Here is a 17160-nt window from a genome sequence, read left to right as displayed (position 1 = left end):
AGCAGCACGAGGAATTCGCCATCGTGCAGTTCAAGGTCAATACCCTTGAGCACGGCAACATTGCCATAGCGCTTCTGCACATTCTTAATTGTAAGAGTGGCCATGAGCTTACCCTTTCACCGATCCGGCGGTTAAGCCCCGGACGAAATATTTCCCGGCGAACACATAAACAATGAGGGTCGGCAGGGCGGCGATAATCGCGGCGGCCATATCCACATTGTACTGCTTCACGCCCGTGGTTGTGTTGACGAGATTGTTGAGCGCCACCGTAATCGGGGCCGACGCGCCGGAGCTGAAGGAGGCCCCAAACAAGAAGTCGTTCCAAATCTGGGTGAACTGCCAAATGATCGAGACGACCATGATCGGCGTCGAAATCGGCAGCATGATCTTGAAGAAAATCTGGAAGAAGCCCGCGCCGTCAATCGTGGCGGCTTTCACCAGATCGTCGGGGATCGAGGTGTAGTAATTGCGGAAGAAGAGCGTGGTAAAGGCGAGCCCATAGACCACATGCACCAGCACCAGCCCCGCCGTCGTGCCCGCTAGGCCTAAGAACCCGAGGGTCATCGACATGGGCAGCAGCACCAGTTGGAACGGAATGAAGCTGCCGAACAGGATGAGGCCGAACAGCAGGTTGGCGCCGGGGAACTTCCATTTGGTCAGGGCGTAGCCGTTCAGCGCGCCCATGAAGGTGGAGATCAGCACCGAGGGCACGACCATCACCACCGAATTCCAGAAGTAGGGCGCAAGCCCCGTGGCATTCACGCCCACATTCGCCTTATTCCAGGCAAAGCCCCAGGCTTCGAAGCTGAAATCGCGCGGCAAGGAAATGAGCGAGCCCGAGCGGAGTTCCGCCGCCGACTTCAGCGAGGTCGAGACCATCACGCACAAGGGCAGCAGATAATAGGCGGCGAACAGGAACAGCGCGGCGTAGAGAAAGACGCGCCCTACAATCGCGTAGCGACCGCGTGCGCCGGGAAGATCTTGTAGATTAGCCACGCTTTGCCCCCCGCAGTTCGGAGTAAAGATAGGGCACGATAATCGCCATCACGGTACACAGCATCATCACGGCGCTGGCGGCACCAATGTTGATCTGGTTCCGGCGAAAAGCCATTTCGTACATGAAATTCGCGGGCAAATCGGAGGCAAAGCCAGGACCGCCGCCGGTGAGCGCCACCACCAGATCGAAACTCTTCACCGCCAAATGGGCGAGAATGACGATGGCGGAGAGAAACACGGGCCGGATCGAGGGGATAACGATGCCCCAGTAAATGCGCGGCAGGCTGGCGCCATCGAGGTAGGCGGCTTTGATGATCTCCTGATCCACCCCGCGCAAGGCCGCCAAAAACAGCGCCATGACGAAGCCGGAGGATTGCCAAACGGCGGCGATCACCAGGGTATAAACCGCAAACTGCTCGTTAATCAGCCAGTCGAAGGTGAACTCCGGGAAACCCAAATCGCGCACAAAGGCTTGCAGGCCGGTGCCGGGGTTCAGCAGCCATTTCCATGCCGTGCCGGTGACGATGAAGGAAAGGGCCATTGGGTAGAGGTAAATCGTCCGCAAGGTGCCTTCGACGCGGATTTTTTGGTCCAGCATCACCGCCAGCAGGCAGCCCAAGGCGAGGCAGATAACGATAAACAGCGAGCCGAAAATGAAAAGGTTCGTAATCGCTACGTGCCAGCGTTCGAACTGCCAAAGGCGGACGTAGGAATCGATACCGACCCATTCGTAACTCGGCAGCATCTTCGAGCCGGTAAAGCTGACGTAGCCCGTCCATAGGATGAACCCATAAACGAAGACCAGCACCAGCAAGAACGTGGGCGCGACGACAATGCGGGAGAGGGAAGATCTGAGCGAGGATTGCATCGGCGGGCTCCAGACAATCGCCTCACGGGTCCGGCAGCCGCAATGGTGCCGGTCGGGCGGGCCCAACAGAGTAAGAAAAGGCGGGACCGGCAAAGCGGCCCCGCCCAGGGTAGGCTGCTTACTTCGCCAGCTTCACGCCATCGGCCAGCTTCTTGGAAGCATCGGCGGAGGACATGGTGCTGTTGAAGTGCTGCGTTACGACATCGAGGATTGCCCCGCGTACCGCGCCGCTGGTGGCCATTTCATGGGCCATCGACGGAACGAGCGTGCCTGCGGTAATCGAGGCCTTCAGATCGTCCGAGGATTTAACGGCGCAAGCGTCGAACTTATCCATCGGCACGCCGAGACGGGCCGGGATCGAGCCCTTATAGACGTTGAAGGTTTCTTGGAACTTTTCGCCCACGATCAGCTTGGCGAGCAGAAGCTGCCCGGCAAGCTTATCGTCGCCCTTCACGTTGAACATGGCGAAACTATCCACGTTCATCAGGTAACCGCCCTGGGTGGGGGCGGGGGCGCAGAGGAAATCCTTGCCCGGCACTTTACCGGCGGCAAGGAACTCGCCCTTCGCCCAATCGCCCATGATCTGCATCGCGGCGGTGCCGTTCATGACCATCTGGGTGGCGGCGTTCCACTCACGACCGGGGAAATCCTTATCCACGAAGCCGCGAATCTTGCGCATCTGGTCGAAGACCTTGTTCATGTCGGCGCTGCGCAGCGTCGCATCATCAAGATCAACGAAGGCCTTCTTGAAGAAAGCCGCGCCATTGAGGCCCATCACCACGGTTTCGAAAATCGTGGCGTCCTGCCAAGCTTGACCGCCGTGGGCCAGCGGGGTGATCCCGGCGGCTTTCAGCTTTTCGGCGAGGGCATTGAATTCGTCCCAGGTTTTCGGGGCTGCGGTCGCGCCGACTTTCGCGAGAACGGCGGGGTTCGCCCAGAACCAATCGATACGGTGAATATTCACCGGGGCGGCAACGTAATTGCCGTTGTACTTCATGATGCTGCTGATCTGCGGCGGCAGAACCTTGTCCCAGTTTTCGGCAGCGGCAACCTTGTTCAGATTCCCAAGTGCGCCTTGCTTGGCCCAATCTTGAATGTTCGGGCCTTTGATTTGGGCAGCGGCGGGCGGATCGCCCGACAGAACGCGGCTGCGCAGCACGGTCATGGCCGCATCGCCTGCACCGCCGGCGACGGCGTTATCGGTCCATTTACCGCCATTGGCTTCGAAATCGGCCTTCAGGGCGGCGGCGGCTTTCGCTTCACCGCCGGAGGTCCAATAATGCAGCACTTCGGCTTGCGGTTGGGCGGCGGCGGCGAAGGCGGCAAGACCGCCGACGAAGACAGTCGAAAGAGCAACGGCGCGCACGCCGCGGCGGGAATTGGTCAGCATAAACTTCCTCCCAAAGAAAACCGGTGAGCGATGCCTCGCTTCTTGCTGGCTCGCCCGTTTGTTGGTCAGGCGAAAGAGGCGGGATGCGCCTCTGCCGTGTCTCTTCGTACCATCTTTGCCTAAAAACACAGCGTGTTGCCGTGTTTCAAGCCGGTTTCGGTTTCGACACATTGATACAGACTGTTACAAATTTCGCGCCGCCGCAGAAATTATATTGCGTCGCACCTATAAAACTTGGGATGAAGCGGTTGGCCCATTGAGGGCCAAAAAATAAGCTAACAGGAACCCTGTCATACATTGCTCTTCGCGGCTTGTTCTTCACCTGATATATAGGGAATGGCTCTTAACCCGTTCGGAGAAAGGCAAATCGCCGATGAGTGTGCTCTCTGCATCAGTTCCTATGCACTCAGCCGTGCTGGAGGAGGATGCACCGATGGTGGACGCAGGCGCACTGCCCCCCACCACGGCGGCGGCGTTCAATGCCTGGGTGGAAGGGCGCGGCTATCGCTGCCGCCTGTCGCCCCATGTTACTGTCGACGGCCATTTAGAATGGGCGCTGCTGCCAACGGAGGGGGATGCTGCCCCCCTGCTGCTAACCGGCGAAACCTTGGAAGCGCGCGCCGTGGCGGGGGCTTTGCTCTTCCTGCGCGGGCTGGAGGAAGGGATCAGCTTGGGCCGCGCGCAGGCGCAGGCCGCTTACGACGCCGATGTTGCCGACCGGGACGCCGCCTGCGATGCGCTGCTGGGCCAAGTGTTGCGCCTGGAAACCATCGTCGAGGAAAGCGAAGCCGCTCAAGTGGCGGCGCGGGCGGAAGGGGAGCGGGCACGGCTCGATTTCGAATCCGACCTCGATCAAGTGCGCGAAGAGTTGGATCAGCTTCGCCTGGATCGGATCGCCGCCGAACAATCGCTGGCCGCGCTCGCCGAAACCCGCAAAGGCGCAGAGGCCGCGCTCGAAGCCTTGCAAGACGAACGGCTGGTGGCGGAACGCCTCGCCACCGAAGCGCGGTTGGCGGCGGATTCGCTGCGCCGGGAGGTTGCCCAACTGCGCGACGATCTCGACCGCGCCCGCCGGGAAACGGCGGCTGCCGTGGCGTTGCGCGCGGCGGCAACGGAGGTGAAGCCGGCGCCGATCGTTCCTGCGGCGGTGCCTGCCACCCCTGCGCCGGAACCCCTGGTGCTGGCAACGCCCGCCCCCCTCACCGAAGAGGAAGAGTTTGAAGCGCTGCTGGCCGAGGAAGCTGCTGAAGCCGCACGTAAGGCCGATGCGGTGGAAGCTCCCGTCGCCGCGCCCGCGCGCCCGGCATCGATGACGCAGCTTCTCACCGAAACGCTCAATTCCCCCTTCGCCAATATTCTGCCACCGAGCCTGAGCCCCAGCTTGGCCCCGATTGCGGCGCTGGCGGCACCCGCCCCGTTTGCGGCGGCCAAACCCCACGACAGCAGCTTCAGCCTACCGCCGATCGTGATTGAGAAGCGCGATGCGCCTTTCGTGGCCCCGCCGCCGGTCACGGTAGAGCCCGAACCGATCCTGGCCCCCGATGCGGAAGAATCGCTGCTGGAGACGGAAGAGGATGTACAAGACACCGAGATCGAGGCCGAGCCTCCCGTAGCCGTCGATCCCCTGCCGATCGTCCGCCCTGCCTACGCCCTGCCTGCTGCCGAAATGCTGACCTGTCCGCCCGCCGACCGCGAACAGGCGGTGGAAGATGAGGTATTGGATACCAACGCGCGCCAGCTCGAATCGGTGTTGCAAGACTTCAACATCAAGGGCGAAATCGTCGATGTCCGCCCCGGCCCGGTGGTCACGCTGTATGAGTTCGAACCCGCGCCGGGCACCAAATCGTCGCGCATTATCGGGCTGGCTGAAGATATCGCCCGCTCCATGTCTGCCGTCGCCGTGCGTATCGCCGTGGTCCCAGGGCGCACGGTGATCGGCATTGAACTGCCGAACCCCCAGCGCGAGATGGTCTACTTGGGCGAAATGCTGCGTTCGGACGCTTACGCCGCCTCGGAAGCGCGGCTGCCGCTCATTCTGGGCAAGGATATCGGCGGCGTGCCGGTGGTGGCCGATCTTGCGAAAATGCCGCATCTGCTGATTGCCGGAACCACCGGGTCGGGCAAGTCGGTGGGGATCAATACGATGATCCTCTCGCTTCTCTACCGCCACGGGCCGAAAGACTGCCGCCTGATTATGGTCGATCCGAAGATGTTGGAACTGTCGGTCTATGCCGATATTCCCCATCTGCTGACCCCCGTTGTGACCGATCCCAAGAAAGCGGCGGTGGCGCTGAAATGGGCCGTGCGCGAGATGGAAGATCGCTACCGGGCAATGGCGCAACTCGGCGTGCGCAATATCGAAGGCTATAATGGCCGGGTTGCGGAAATGGAAATCACCGGCGAAAAGCCGACGCGCCGGGTGCCCGTAGGCATCGACCGCGCCAATGGGCAGCCGATTTTTGAAGACCAGCCCATCGACCTCAAGCATCTGCCCTATATCGTCATCATCGTCGATGAAATGGCCGATTTGATGCTGGTGGCGGGCAAGGAAATCGAAGCCACTATTCAGCGCTTGGCGCAAATGGCGCGGGCTGCGGGCATTCACATCATCATGGCCACCCAACGGCCTTCGGTGGACGTGATTACCGGCACGATCAAGGCGAATTTCCCCACGCGTATCAGCTTCCAAGTAACCAGCAAGATCGATAGCCGCACCATTCTGGGCGATGCCGGGGCCGAACAGCTCCTCGGCCAGGGCGATATGCTGCATATGGCGGGCGGCGGGCGCATTACCCGCGTGCACGCGCCCTTTGTCTCTGACCAAGAGGTCGAACAGGTTGTTCAGTTCCTCAAGAGTCAGGGCTTACCCGACTATGTGGAAGGCGTGACCACCGAAGAAGAGGTCGAGGAGGAGCGGGGCGGCCTTGGCCTTTCGGGTGGGGCGGGTGACGGCCCGCAGGACGAGCTTTACGATCAGGCGGTGGCGCTGGTGATGCGCGAGCGCAAAGCCTCGACCAGTTTCATCCAGCGCTACCTTCAGATCGGCTATAACCGCGCTGCCCGCCTCGTGGAGCGGATGGAGGCGGAGGGTGTGGTTGGTGCCCCCAATCATGTTGGGAAACGCGAAGTTTTGCTTAGTATTCGCCGCGAGAGTTAACCAGATCGCGGAACGGAAGAAATGGCCTGTTTTGGGAAAACTAAGCTGGGATGCCCTTAGTTTTCTCAAAGACCTTCGTGTCCGCATGGGGGCGATGGTTGTTATTGATGATGTATATTCAATAATAAGTTTTAATTTGCGGTGGAAAAATAAATATATTACCTGAAATAAATTCTTCATATGGCTCGCTCATAGTGGGGGACGTGGTTTCAAAAAAATTCTTTGGGGAGCTTAACGTGAGCGTTCATACGCCGGATTTTAATGTTTTGTTTCTCTGCACTGGAAACTCCGCCCGCTCTATTCTGGCAGAGGCGATTTTAAATCAGATCGCGGGGGACCGGTTTCGGGCGCATTCGGCGGGGAGCCACCCCACTGGCACCGTGAACCCCTTTGCGCTCGACCTGCTTCGTCAAAAGGGCCATGACGTTACCGGCCTGCGCTCCAAAAGCTGGAGCGAGTTCAGCCGACCCGGGGCACCCGGTATGGATTTCATCTTTACCGTTTGTGATGCCGCCCATTTGGAGACGTGCCCGGCGTGGCCGGGCGCACCGATGACGGCCCATTGGGGAATGCCGGACCCGGCGGCCTTTGTGGGGTCGGACGCGGAAAAGCGGATCGTCTTTGAGCAAACCTATGCCGTCATGGTTCGGCGCATCCAAATCTATATCGCGCTGCCGTTCAAAACCCTCACGAAACTATCGCTCCTAAGTTCGCTGAAAGAGATCGGCCGCGCGGCCTGAGGGGGCAATATTCCGCCAAGACTGAGGCTAAGCACCCAGTCTTGGCCCGGAAAAGCGCTTCTGACGAACGTCGGTTATTGAATCCGGGCCAGGAAAGCGGTGACTTCGCGTTTCAAATAGTCGGAATTCTGCCCCAAATCTTGCGCCACTTTTAGAACATTGCGCGCGGCAGCCCCGGTATCGCGCGCGGCATCATTTACGCCGATCATCGTGTCGGTCACCGCCGCCGTTCCGGAGGCCGCCCGTTGCACGCTTGCCGCGATTTCGCTTGTTGCGGCCTGCTGTTGCTCGACGGCGGCGGAAATACCCGCTGCAATGGCGTTGATATGGTTGATGATCGTGCCGATTTCCCGGATTGCCTCGACCGATTCGCGGCTGGCCCCTTGAATGCCGGCAACTTGGGTAGTGATTTCCTCGGTTGCCCGCGCGGTCTCGGCGGCGAGGCTTTTGACTTCTTGGGCCACAACGGCAAACCCTCGGCCCGCATCGCCCGCCCGCGCGGCCTCGATGGAGGCATTGAGGGCCAGAAGATTGGTTTGGGCGGCGATACGTTTAATCATCGAGACGACCGCATCGACTTGGTCCGCCGAAGTCACGAGCGTTTCCACGGTTTTATCGGTCGCCTGGGCCCGCTCCGATGCCCGCTGGGCAACGGTGCTGGCATCGGCGACGCGGCGGCCGATTTCCTGAATCGAGGCGGCGAGTTCCTCGGCGGCGGCGGCCACGCCCTGTACGTTGTCGGTCGCAGCTTTCGCCGAATTGCTTACGGAATCTGCCTGTACCGAGGTTTCTTCGGCGGCGGCGGCCATCGATTCAGCCGTAGACTGCATCGTCCCAACGGCCCCGGCCACGCCCGAAACCACGGTTCCGATGGAGGCATTGAACTCATCGCCGATCAGCGGAGGCCTTATTTTCCTCAAGGTAGAGGGAAATCGCAAAATCCATATCCAGCATCATCGCCTTCAAGATAGCCTGTTGCGCCTGCTGGGTTTCTCGCAGGGCGCGCTTCGGCTGCCAGAGGCTATGAAAATGGTCGGAGAGAGCCGCGGTCAAGCGGGTGATGATGAAAGAATAGCCTGCGATGTACCAGCGCGGCTCAAGCCCAATGCGGCTATGGGTGGCCCCGATGCGCCGAACCAGGGCGACATACTCATCGTCGAACCGGCCCTCGACAATCGCGGCCCAATGGCCGAGTTGGGCGGTTTTGGCGCGGTTGATCCCGCTCTCATTGCCAAAGAGCGCGACAAGCTGGGGGGTGCCGCGCAAATGCTGATAAAAAGCCTCCAAAATACCGGGAAGCGCAGCCATAACAATCGGGCGCGCTTTTATAAGAGCCTGCTTGGTCTGCGTATCGATTTGCAGAAAGGCGAGTCAGATAGGTAGTTCAACTGTGTCACTCAGCGAGTGCGTTGTTGTCATTTTATCCCCTCCGATTTTGTTGATGCTTCCCGTGTTTTGTCTCGCGCGGTTGAGCAATGTCCTCAAATGAAGACAATTTCATTTTGGGATGCTTCAATTAATTTAGTGTTAAATTCAGAGGTGAGTAGGGAGAAGGTATTTGGTGATTTAAGAAAAATATCGATATAATTTTAAATATTGAGCGCTGATATTGTTAAGAAAATTTTCTTTCAATCTATGAAATATATAGAGTCGCCAATTTTCTGGGGATAATTTTCTTTTTTTTCGATATTTGATCTATCTCATTGATTAATCTCCCTTTGCCCAGGCGATCACCTCGGCGAGGCTGCGCTGACCTTGAAGAAGGGATGCCGCCGCCTTGCCGATTACCGAGCCAAATTTAAACCCGTGTCCCGAGCAGGCCGAAACCGCGAGCAGCTTATCTTGCTGGTGGAAAACGAAGCTCTCGCGCGGCTCCACCGTATAGAAGCACACTTTGGGTTCGATGATCCGGTAGCCGTCGAGATTGCGGATATGCCCCCGGCATTGTTCGACCACGGCGCGGGCTTCCGCAAGGGTCGCCGTGCGCGGACCGTCCGGGTCGCCTTGACGGGAGAAGCGGTGATCGCCGATTTTCATACCCGTACCGGGGATGGGCGGCACCAGATAATAGCCCGCGTTATTCTCGCCGATGTTCAGCATCATCGGCATCCGCTGCCAAATCGCCACCGTCTCGGCGGGCGGCGCGACATAGACGATCAATTGCCGCGACGGTGTCACGCGGGCACCGAGTTCCGGCAGCAGTTTTGTTACCCAGGCGCCCGCTGCGACGACCACGGCATCGCCGCTGAGCCGCTCGCCACTGGCAAGGGTGACTTCGCCGCGACCGGGATCGACGCCAATCACCGGGCTGTTCGGGCGAATATCGAGCCCGGTGAAGGCGAGGTGGCGGGCGAGGGCTTGCACGATGCGCCCGCAGCGCAACGCGCCGCCGCTGTTCAGCCGATAGCCACCGGTGGCAATTGCGGCGTCTTCCAGCAACGGGTAATCGCGCGCGAGATCGGCCTCGGTGAGCCATTCCACCTCGTGCCCCGCCCGGAGGCCGACTTCCGCCAAGGTATCGATTGTCGCGCTATTGTCGGCATTGCTTGGCCCACCCAGCACCAGCGTGCCGGTTTCGACATAATGGCGCTCACCGAGATCGGCCCACATTTCATCCCAGGCGGCATAGGCTTCGCCGACCATGCGCGTGAACCCAAGGCGCGTGCCATAGGGGTAACGGATGAGCCGATGATCATCGACCGAGCTTGCCAGCGGGTTGGGCAGCGGGCCTTGTTCCAGCAGTGTCACCTGCGCGCCCGATTTTTGCAGCGACCAAGCCGTCGAAAGCCCGGCAATCCCTCCACCGACAATGATCACCCGCATGGCTCTAACGCTCCCCCGTTTGATAGGCTTCTAGCCAAGCATAAGCGGCGAGCGGGGGGAAGTTCAAATCATGACAGAAAAAAGACAAATAACAAAAATTCAGCGTAAGTCTTCTTAATTGATCGCACAAAAAAAAGCCCCGCGGCGAACCGCGGGGACAAGTTGAACAGGGAGGCTTCACGTCTGGGAGACGTAGGGTTTGAAAAAAACCCCTGACCGGGAGGGAACCCGGTCGATTGCTGCGTCGCAACAATCACAAGAAAAGACTTAAGGTCTTAAGCGCCTCAAAACTAGAGGCAAAATTCCGCGCCAGACATGCGCAACCCGCATGTCTTTGTCTCCCGGACATTTACCGAGCCTTAAAACAAAAATGCCTCCCCCCTCCAATCGGAGGGGGGAGGCACCTTAAGAGACTGAATTAGAAGGCTTGGGCGGAAACCTGACGCAGCAGGAAGTCGCGCAAAACCGAAATGCGCTTCGAGTTGCGCAGCTCTTCCGGGTAGACGAAATAAGCCGGAACGGCGGGAACTTCCACGTCCGGCAGCAGGCGAATCAGGCCGGAATCGTCGTTGGTCATGTAATCCGGCAGCGCCGCGATACCGATGCCCGATTTCACCGCCCGGTAGATGGCGTAGAAATTATTCACCTTCAGCACCGCCCGGCTGGAAAAGTCATTCCCGCCGGCCTTCAGCAGCCAATTCACTTCGGGGAAGGGCGCGCGCTTCGGGTCGCCATAGCAAATCAGCCGATGATTGCCGAGATCGGCCAGATCGGCGGGCGTGCCATGCTCCTTCAGGTAGGCTTCCGAGGCGACGATGTGGAAGTGGAAAGTGGTCAGGTGGCGCTGAATAAGATCGGCCTGGCGCGGCACGGTCATGCGCACGGCCACATCGGCTTCGCGCATCGACAGGTCAAGCTCGTCATCATCCAGCAGCAGCGTTAGGCTGATTTCCGGGTGAAGCTCCAAAAACTCATTCAGTCGGGGGGCGAGCCAGGTTGAGCCGAAGGCCACCGTCGTCGTTACCTTCAACGGGCCTTTCGGGCGATCCTTGCTTTCGTTTAGCATCGCCTCGGCCATCGCTAGCTTGGCGAAGATTTCCTTGGTCGTTCGGTACAGAAGCTCGCCCTGTTCCGTCAGGATCAGGCCGCGGGCATGACGGTGGAACAAGGGAACCGAGAGGCTATCTTCGAGCCCGCTGATTTGGCGGCTAACCGCCGACTGGCTGAGATTCAGCGAGTCCCCGGCATGCGTGAAACTTCCCGCTTCGGCGACCGCCAGGAAGACACGCAGCTTGTCCCAGTCCATTTTACCCCTCCGTTCCTGCCCGCTCCCGGATGGAGAGGGCGCTTGGTGTCGTTACTCGGCAGCTTCGGCGCGAACGGCCTGACTAGCGAGAAACTTTTCGGCCTCAAGGGCCGCCATACAGCCCATTCCCGCCGCCGTAACGGCTTGGCGGAAATGCTTATCTTTCACATCGCCCGCCGCATACACGCCGGGGATATTGGTTGCCGTCGAATCCGGCGCGGTGATGAGGTAGCCGTCGCTATCGAGCGCCAGCTTGCCTTTGAACAACTCGGTTTGCGGGACGTGGCCGATGGCAACGAACACGCCGTCCACGGGCAAATCTTGAACCGAGGCATCGAGCGTGTTTTTCAGCCGAACCGCACTCACCGTCGGCGGGGTGCCTGTGGCGAGAATATCGTCGACCACATGGTTCCAGATCACTGTTACCTTGGGATGGGCGAACAGCCGATCTTGCAGGATTTTTTCGGCACGCAAACTATCGCGCCGATGGATCAGCGTCACATGGCTGGCGTGATTGGTGAGATACAGCGCCTCTTCGACCGCCGTATTGCCCCCGCCGATCACGGCCACGTTTTTACCCCGGAAGAAGAACCCGTCGCAGGTGGCGCAGGCGGAAACCCCGGCCCCGCGCAAATGCTCTTCAGCAGGCAAGCCCAGCCAGCGCGCGGTTGCGCCCGTGCAGATGATGATGCTATCGGCGGTGTAAACCGTGCCGCTATCGCCGGTCGCACGGAAGGGGCGGGTATTGAAATCGACGGTCGTGATGAGATCGTAGACGATTTCGGTGCCGACGTGTTCCGCCTGCGCGCGCATCTGTTCCATCAGCCAAGGACCTTGGATCACGTCCGCAAAACCGGGGTAGTTTTCGACATCGGTGGTGATGGTGAGTTGGCCGCCGGGCGTCATGCCCGTGGTCAGCATTGGCTTTAGATTGGCGCGCGCGGCATAAATCGCCGCCGTATAGCCCGCCGGGCCCGCGCCAATAATCAAAACCTTTGTGTGGCGCTGCTCCGCCATTCCTGCAACCCCCATATTCCTCAATGATGACCCTACCGGGCGTTGCCCCTGCAAACAAGGGGCTGTTGCCCGAAATTCTGTCTTTTCGTCCGTTATTTAGGCATGAGCCATGCTCGTTTCACAAAGAACTGGTGACATAAAAGCGTCATGCCAATCCCCACCAGCGAGCCCGCGAGAATGTCGGCGAGCCAATGGGCATTGGTGATGACCCGGCTGAACGCGATCACGGTGGCGAAACTATAGAGGGCGGGTGCCCAGTGCCGAGGCAACAGCAGCGCCAGCGAGGTTGCGACGGCAAACACCATCGCCGTATGGCCGGAGGGCAGCGACAGATAGACGGCTTTCAGCGCGGGCGGATCGAAGGTGTAGAGCGCGCGATCAAAAAACAGCCGGGGGCGCGTGCGGCCGATGATGGCCTTCAAGCCGGAATTGGTGATCCCGCTCACCGCGCAGGCGCTGAAAAAGAACAGTGGTGGGCGCATTCGCGCCATCCAGCGCGCCTGCGTTTCAGCGTCTGCCGCGCGCCAGGCTGCAAACCCGCACCAAGCGACGATCAGCGCCGAACCCACCAGCCACCAGACCCCGAGGCCGAGTCTGGTGATCTCTTCAAAAACCGCCCGCAGGCCCTCGGGCAGGCCGCGCGACCAGCGGGCAATATCGCGGTCGAAGGCCAGGATGCTGATGGGAATGAGCGGGAGAATGACCGCTGCGTAAAGGCGGTAGCGTCGCACCGGGGTCGATGTTTGGGCCGCCAAAACCGCCCGTAGCCGTGCGCCGCCAGGATCGAGCATCGCCCAATGCAGCGCCCAAATCAGCCCGCCAACGAAGAAGCCAGCGAAGATGACATCAGAGAAGAAGTGTCCACCTTGCAAAATCCGGTTCGCGCCGAACAGCGCCCCCGTCGCCAAGGCTGCCAAAACCGCCCGGCGTCGCCACGCCAGCGGGACTAGGAGCGCGGGGGCGAGAAAGGCGAAACCTCCGGCGGCATCGCCGGAAACAAAGGCGCAGTTCTTCGCGCATTGATCGGCAGGGATCAGGGGCGGAGAGAAGTGCTTTGTTCCGCCAAATTCAATTGTATGGGACGGGCGGGCGCGGCCCCAATTATCTTTCAGAATCGTATTGGCCAGCAGCCCCGGCCCGAGGCCAACCGCCAGCAGCAGAAAGGCGGCTTCCAGGCCACTCAAGCGGCGGGCGAGCCACAGTCCCACGGCTCCAAGCGGAATGAGGGCCATAAGATAGGGAACGGCGTTGTGCAGCGCCTGGAAGGGGAAGGCCTGACCGAGAGCAAACCCCGCGCCTGGCCGATAGCCCAGCGCCGCTACGCCCCGGTCAATCTCCGGCACGGCAATGAACATCGCCCCCAGCAGCGCTGCGGTGCAAAAAACGAGAAGCGCCCGCATTAATCAGCCCGCGCGCCGAAAGAAAGTGACCGTCACCCAACGCCCCTTGGAGTAATTATACCCGCGCTCGATGCTAAGGGCCTCCACGGGAACCTTGGCAGCCTCGGCGGCTTCCCGGAACTTGGTGATGTCGCGGTCGCCGATCAAGGCAAGATCGGCCTGCCGGTCAGCCAAAAGCTGGGCGGCGGTCTCGGCATCGGTTAGGCGGGTCGTGGTTTGGGTGAGGAAGACGAGGCTGGGCTCGGCATAGCCCGCCGCCACCAGCCGCGCGCCGGGGCTTAAAACCTCGGCCTGCGCGGCCAAACTGCGCGACAGGAAAAAGCCGGAACTTGCGGGCAGCACGCCCGAGAGCAATACGCCATACCCTAAGGCCGCCATCGTAATCGCGCTGACTAAGGCGGGGGCACCCGCACCGATCCACACCCACCGCAGCGTTAGCCCGCCGCCGATGAGGAACACGGCGGCGGCGATTACCGCCAGCGGGTTCAAGGCTTGATCGAAATACAGTCCGATTCCGACCGAGACTGTCGCCAGCAGCAGCGCCACCAGCCCCCACAGCACTTGGGAAATCCGCGCCGACCACGGCGTTACCTGATCGACGACGGCGGTGAGGGCAAAGCGCGCCACCAACAGGGCCAAGGCCGGATAGAGCGGCAGCACGTAATGGGGCAGCTTCGTCGGGATCAACTCGAAAATCAGCCAGCAGGGCAGAACCCAGGCAAGGGCGAAGCGCACCAGCGGGTCGAGCCGCGTTTTCCAGGCGGCGCGTAAGGCCGGAATGAGCAGCAGCGTGCCGGGGAAGAAGGTCACGGCGAGCAGGGCGAGGTAGAGGCCCGGCGGTGCGCCGTGGCCTTCCTGGCTGCCGATCAGTTTCGGCAGCAGGTCGCCGCGAATGGCATCAACGAAGAAATTCCCGCCCGCCGCCGTGCTCCCGCCGCCCGGTTGGGCGAGAATGGCGAGGGTCCAGGGCGCGACGATCAGGGCGGCCAGCGGCAGGCCCATCAGGGGGCGCAGGCGCTTCAGCCACCCCCAGGATTTATCGGCAACCCCGAGCGCGAGCAAGGTGACGCCGACCACCATCGGCACGACGGGGCCTTTCACGAGAATCGCCGCCCCGAGCGCGCCCCAGAACAGGGCCGTGTAGCGCAGCGGCAGGGCGGCTTCGTCGGGCAAAGGCCGATAGGCGCGCAGCAGCGCCATTTGCGCGCCGACGGTGCAGGCGAGCAAGGCGGCGTCGGTCTTGGCGAGATGGGCTTCGACCACGGTCAACAGCGTCGCCGCAAGCAGAGAGGCGGCGAGGAAGGCAGTGGCCGGGTCGGTCTGTCGTCGCAATCCCGCAAACAGCAGCAGCACCGCAGCGGTGGCCGCAAGCGCCGAGGGCAGGCGATAGGCCCCAATGGGGGCTTCGTCCCCGCCGAACAAATGGGCGGAGGCCGCCTGCGCCCAATAGATGCCGATGGGCTTTTTATTGCGCGGTTCGTGCTGAAAGGAGATGCGGATATAATCGCCGCTCTCCAGCATCTGGCGGCTGGCCTGGGCGAAGCGCGCTTCGTCGCGGTCGAACGGCGGCAGGGTCAGCATCCCTGGCAAAAACAGCACAAGGCAGAGGGCCAGCAGCCCCGCCCAGGGGCCCGATCCTCGGGTGAGGCGGTGCCAGCGCGAGCCTTCCTCGGGGGAGGAGCCTCCCGAACGACGCGAGGGGACCGGCCCAGGCACGGGCGAATGGGGCGTTTGGCGCAGCAGACGAGTCATATCGGGGTCATACGCTTTTCTAGTCCGGCGGAAAAGCCCCTGTGGGCGCTTACCGCAGCAAAGCCGCGACGGCAGCGGCGGCGCGGCCAGTTTCATCGAAGGGCGGCGGATCGGTCTCGAACAAGGCCCCCGTGAAGGGGCGAACGAGCCCCAACGCCTCTAACCGCTGATGGAAGAGCGCGAATTTCCCAGGCTTTCCCGGCAGATCGATACGGTAGACCGGCTTGCCGGTGCTCGCCGCTTCCGAGAGCATCGACACGCTATCGCCCGTTACCAGCAAATGATCGGCAAGGGCCAGTAGGGCCAGATACGGGTTTTCGCCGCTACCATCCCAAAAGAAATGCGGGAAGGGGGCGAGCGCGGTTTGCAGCCGGTCAACCACCCCAGGCGGGGTGCGCCGCGATGGGGTGATCGCCAAGCGCGCACCGCTTTCGGCTAACTGGGCGACAGCGGTCGCGAGTCGGTCGGCGGTGGCGGTATCGAACCGATAACGGGCGCTGTTACCGCCGAGAAGCACGGCAACGAAGGGCTTTCCGGCGGCCCCCGCATCGGCTTTGAGGGCCGCGAGGGCGGGCGGCGGGTGAGCCGCGGCCTCGGCCAAACGCGCGGCAGAAACCCGGTGTGGCGCGCCCTCGAGGGTAAGGAGATTTGGTCCGATCAACCCATCGTGAACCGGCGCTATCACCAAATCGAAGCGCGGCAGCGGCATGCGCGGGTTCTGAAGGGCAACGACGCGCGTCGTACCCCCGCTCAACCGCCGAATCGCAGCAGCGGGGGCAACGGCGCTGCGGCCTGCGGCAATCACCAGATCAGGCCAGGGGGGCGTAAGCATCGGAATAAGGGCTGCAACGGCAAAATTCGACCCGAGCAGCCCCCACAGCCGGGCTGGAAGAAATTTGAACGGAAACCGGGCCCGAGCGGGATGCTCTTGAACGACCATCGGCCTAGGCAGCAATCCTGCCAACCGCTCGGCCACGCCGCGCGCCTGATTGAGCGTTCCCGCCTTATCGTCGCACAGCAGCCACACCGTCAGCGGTGGCAAAGCAGTGTCGGATGAAACGGCTGACTGAGAATTGGGCATGACGTAACCGAATAGAGAGGTTATAAGAAATTATATGTCTAGAAACCCCAAGGGCGGATCGTAAAAATGCGACAAATCAAGTTGGACCGGATTGATCGGCGGATCCTCCGCGATCTCCAGGCCGACGGGCGCATGACGAATGTGGAACTCGCGCAGCGGGTGGGCATCTCCGCGCCGCCGTGCCTGCGCCGGGTTCGCGCTCTCGAAAAAGCCGGTCTCATTCGGGGCTATCACGCCAATATCAACCCGGAAGCTTTGGGGTTTGGGGTGACGGTTTTCGCCCAAGTCGGCCTGTCCAGTCAGTCGGACACCGATCTGCGCGCGTTCGAAGAGATGGTCTCCCACTGGGCGGAAGTGCGCGAATGCGCGCTGCTCACCGGGGATGTGGACTATTTGCTGAAGGTCGTCGCCCAGGATTGGGAAGATTACCAACGTTTCCTCACCACCAAACTGACGGCGGCGAAGAATGTTGCCCATGTGCGCTCGGCCCTTGTCATGCGCACGACCAAGGATATGCCGGGCGTGCCGATCGATATTGACGAGGCCGACGGCAGCCATAGCTGACGGGGGCAGGCTTCAAATGAAAAGGGCGGCCTTAGGGCCGCCCTTTTTACTGAAAGCGCGTGGGTT

Annotated in this window: 14 protein-coding genes; 3 read left to right on the top strand and 11 right to left on the bottom strand. The window is 61.1% G+C overall.

Annotation, left to right across the window (positions count from 1 at the left end):
- Window positions 1–108: 108 nt before the first annotated feature.
- From ACIQ36_RS10425 to ACIQ36_RS10415, 3 genes are all read right to left on the bottom strand, one after another.
- Window positions 109–996 carry a carbohydrate ABC transporter permease gene (locus tag ACIQ36_RS10425; protein WP_395828915.1) on the bottom strand — a complete coding sequence of 296 codons (888 nt, stop codon included), beginning with the start codon at window positions 994–996 and terminating at the stop codon, window positions 109–111.
- Window positions 989–1864 carry a carbohydrate ABC transporter permease gene (locus ACIQ36_RS10420; protein WP_395828913.1) on the bottom strand — a complete coding sequence of 292 codons (876 nt, stop codon included), beginning with the start codon at window positions 1862–1864 and terminating at the stop codon, window positions 989–991. Before ACIQ36_RS10420 ends, ACIQ36_RS10425 begins: the two co-directional genes overlap by 8 nt.
- Window positions 1865–1982: 118 nt before the next feature.
- Window positions 1983–3254 carry an ABC transporter substrate-binding protein gene (locus ACIQ36_RS10415; protein ID WP_395828911.1) on the bottom strand — a complete coding sequence of 424 codons (1272 nt, stop codon included), beginning with the start codon at window positions 3252–3254 and terminating at the stop codon, window positions 1983–1985.
- A 433-nt stretch (window positions 3255–3687) separates the two neighbouring features.
- Here ACIQ36_RS10415 and ACIQ36_RS10410 point away from each other — a divergent pair, with 433 nt between their 5' ends.
- Window positions 3688–6411: a DNA translocase FtsK gene (locus ACIQ36_RS10410; RefSeq protein WP_395828909.1), complete on the top strand. Its 2724-nt coding sequence runs from the start codon at window positions 3688–3690 to the stop codon at window positions 6409–6411.
- A 236-nt stretch (window positions 6412–6647) separates the two neighbouring features.
- On the top strand, window positions 6648–7151 hold the full coding sequence (locus tag ACIQ36_RS10405) for an arsenate reductase ArsC (RefSeq protein WP_395828907.1): 504 nt from the start codon (window positions 6648–6650) through the stop codon (window positions 7149–7151).
- Between the two features lie 74 nt (window positions 7152–7225).
- On the opposite strand, the gene ACIQ36_RS10400 is transcribed toward ACIQ36_RS10405, so the two are convergent.
- The 8 genes from ACIQ36_RS10400 to ACIQ36_RS10365 form a co-directional block, all read right to left on the bottom strand.
- A complete protein-coding gene (locus ACIQ36_RS10400) occupies window positions 7226–8071 on the bottom strand; it encodes a methyl-accepting chemotaxis protein (protein ID WP_395828905.1) in 846 nt (281 codons plus the stop codon).
- The gene (locus tag ACIQ36_RS10395; protein ID WP_395828917.1) at window positions 8037–8465 is read right to left on the bottom strand and encodes a protoglobin domain-containing protein; all 429 of its coding nucleotides are present in this window, start codon (window positions 8463–8465) and stop codon (window positions 8037–8039) included. The genes ACIQ36_RS10400 and ACIQ36_RS10395 overlap by 35 nt, the downstream gene beginning before the upstream one ends.
- 393 nt (window positions 8466–8858) lie before the next feature.
- On the bottom strand, window positions 8859–9974 hold the full coding sequence (locus ACIQ36_RS10390; RefSeq protein ID WP_395828903.1) for an NAD(P)/FAD-dependent oxidoreductase: 1116 nt from the start codon (window positions 9972–9974) through the stop codon (window positions 8859–8861).
- Window positions 9975–10392: 418 nt separating this feature from the next.
- Window positions 10393–11280, bottom strand: a complete 888-nt coding sequence (locus ACIQ36_RS10385) for a LysR family transcriptional regulator (RefSeq protein ID WP_395828901.1) — start codon at window positions 11278–11280, stop codon at window positions 10393–10395.
- 51 nt (window positions 11281–11331) lie between these two features.
- A complete protein-coding gene (gene trxB / locus ACIQ36_RS10380) occupies window positions 11332–12297 on the bottom strand; it encodes a thioredoxin-disulfide reductase (RefSeq protein ID WP_395828899.1) in 966 nt (321 codons plus the stop codon).
- A 92-nt stretch (window positions 12298–12389) separates the two neighbouring features.
- Window positions 12390–13697, bottom strand: coding sequence for a phosphatase PAP2 family protein (locus ACIQ36_RS10375; protein ID WP_395828897.1), 1308 nt, complete (start codon window positions 13695–13697; stop codon window positions 12390–12392).
- 3 nt (window positions 13698–13700) lie between these two features.
- Window positions 13701–15449 (bottom strand): glycosyltransferase family 39 protein, encoded by a 1749-nt coding sequence (locus ACIQ36_RS10370; protein ID WP_395828895.1) that lies wholly within the window; start codon window positions 15447–15449, stop codon window positions 13701–13703.
- Between the two features lie 49 nt (window positions 15450–15498).
- Window positions 15499–16530, bottom strand: coding sequence for a mitochondrial fission ELM1 family protein (locus ACIQ36_RS10365; protein WP_395828893.1), 1032 nt, complete (start codon window positions 16528–16530; stop codon window positions 15499–15501).
- A 66-nt stretch (window positions 16531–16596) separates the two neighbouring features.
- On the opposite strand from ACIQ36_RS10365, the gene ACIQ36_RS10360 reads away from it, so the two are divergent.
- Window positions 16597–17094, top strand: a complete 498-nt coding sequence (locus ACIQ36_RS10360) for an Lrp/AsnC family transcriptional regulator (protein ID WP_395828891.1) — start codon at window positions 16597–16599, stop codon at window positions 17092–17094.
- Window positions 17095–17160: the final 66 nt, after the last annotated feature.

It is taken from the genome of Elstera sp., from assembly GCF_044372965.1.
Lineage (GTDB): Bacteria > Pseudomonadota > Alphaproteobacteria > Elsterales > Elsteraceae > Elstera.
Note: the sequence above shows the minus strand (reverse complement) of the source record. Positions and strands in the feature narration are given on the sequence as shown.